The sequence below is a fragment of the Variovorax sp. J22R115 genome, assembly GCF_030317005.1.
Classification (GTDB): Bacteria; Pseudomonadota; Gammaproteobacteria; order Burkholderiales; family Burkholderiaceae_C; genus Variovorax.
In genome coordinates this window covers 1-1,322 of the sequence record NZ_JASZYM010000057.1, presented here as the reverse complement: position 1 = coordinate 1,322, position 1,322 = coordinate 1, and the positions used below count along the sequence as shown (strand labels likewise).

At 62.6% G+C, this 1,322-nt stretch carries 1 protein-coding gene; it reads right to left on the bottom strand.

What is annotated here, in order from left to right:
• Positions 1-2: 2 nt before the first annotated feature.
• A protein-coding gene (locus tag QTI04_RS34160; protein ID WP_286573185.1) for an IS3 family transposase occupies positions 3-1,246 on the bottom strand; the annotation gives its coding sequence in 2 pieces (ribosomal slippage) (positions 3-949 and positions 949-1,246; 1,245 coding nt in all).
• Between the last annotated feature and the right edge of the window lie 76 nt (positions 1,247-1,322).

The following is a 1,322-nucleotide window of genomic DNA, read 5'->3' as shown; positions in this document are numbered from 1 at the left end:
GCCTATACGCAATGTAGCGCCGGTTGTTCAAGTTGAGCGCGGCGTGTCTGCTCAACCCGTTGCCGCCTGAACTCGCGCGGCGATTTCATCTTCAAGCTCGAGTGCGGGTGAATCTCGTTGAAGTGCTCGAACGCAGCTGGCAATTGCGCCAGTACGGTCGGGGCGTCGCTGAGGTCCATGCGTCCCACGTAGTCACGCTTGAAGGTGTTGACGAAGCTTTCGGCCATGCCATTGCTCTGTGGACTGCACACTGGCGTATTGACCGGCGTCAGCCCGAGCGACTTGGCGATGCGTCGAGTCTCGTGGGCGATGTAGGCGCTGCCGTTGTCAGTCAGGAATTGCAGCGAGTAGCCCGCAGGAAGGGCCTCTACCGTGCCGAAGCGCTTTTCCACCGCCTCGATGAGCATCTCGCGCACCGGCTCGCCCGGCAGCCCTTTGCCCTCCCATGCTCGGAAGGCCACGATCTCGCGATCACAGCAGTCCTTGGCGAACGTGGCGGTGACGGTTTGTCCCGAGTCGCACTTGATCTCGAAGCCGTCCGAGCACCAGCGGGTGTCGCTGGCCTCAACAGACACGGTGCCAGTGTGCCTGCGGCTGGACTGCGGACGCCGCGGCGCCTTGGGCAACAGCAAAGCGTTGGCTGCCATGACGCGATAGACGCGCTTGGGATTCACACGCGGGGCGTCCACCCCCGCGCGTTGGCGATTGACCAGCGCGCAGGCTCGCCGATAGCCGTAGCTCGGCAGGTCCGTGATCTGCTCGCGGATGTCTGACAGAAGTTGTTCGTCACTGCGTGGCGTGCGTTGTGTGCGGCCATCGATCCACGAGGCCGATCGGTTGCGCAGCAGATGGACATTCGAGCGCGCCAACCCCAATGCCTGGCAGACGGTCATCATTGACCGTCCCCGGGCAACAAGGGCGAGCGCGCAATCCACTTTTTTTCGGCGGCGTACTCCACTGCCTCTTTGAGGATTTCGTTTTCCAGCGTTTTCTTGCCCAGCACGCGCTGCAACTTGGCAATCTCGGCGCGCGCCGCTGCGAGTTCAGAAGCTGGCACTACCGCCTCGCCAGCGGACACGGCCATCAGGGCGCCTTGGCGTTCGAGCTTGCGCCACTGGAACAGCAGGCTGGCGGCGACACCTTCCTGGCGAGCCACCAGCGACACGCTCATGCCCGGCTCGTAGGTACGCTTGACGAGCGCAGACTTCTCAGCGAGGGACCAGCGCCTGCGGCGCTGGTCCTTCATGATCACTTCGACGGTATCCGTATTCCTATTCGTACTCACAGTCCTACTCCTATCTTCAAAGATAAGCGATGGACCG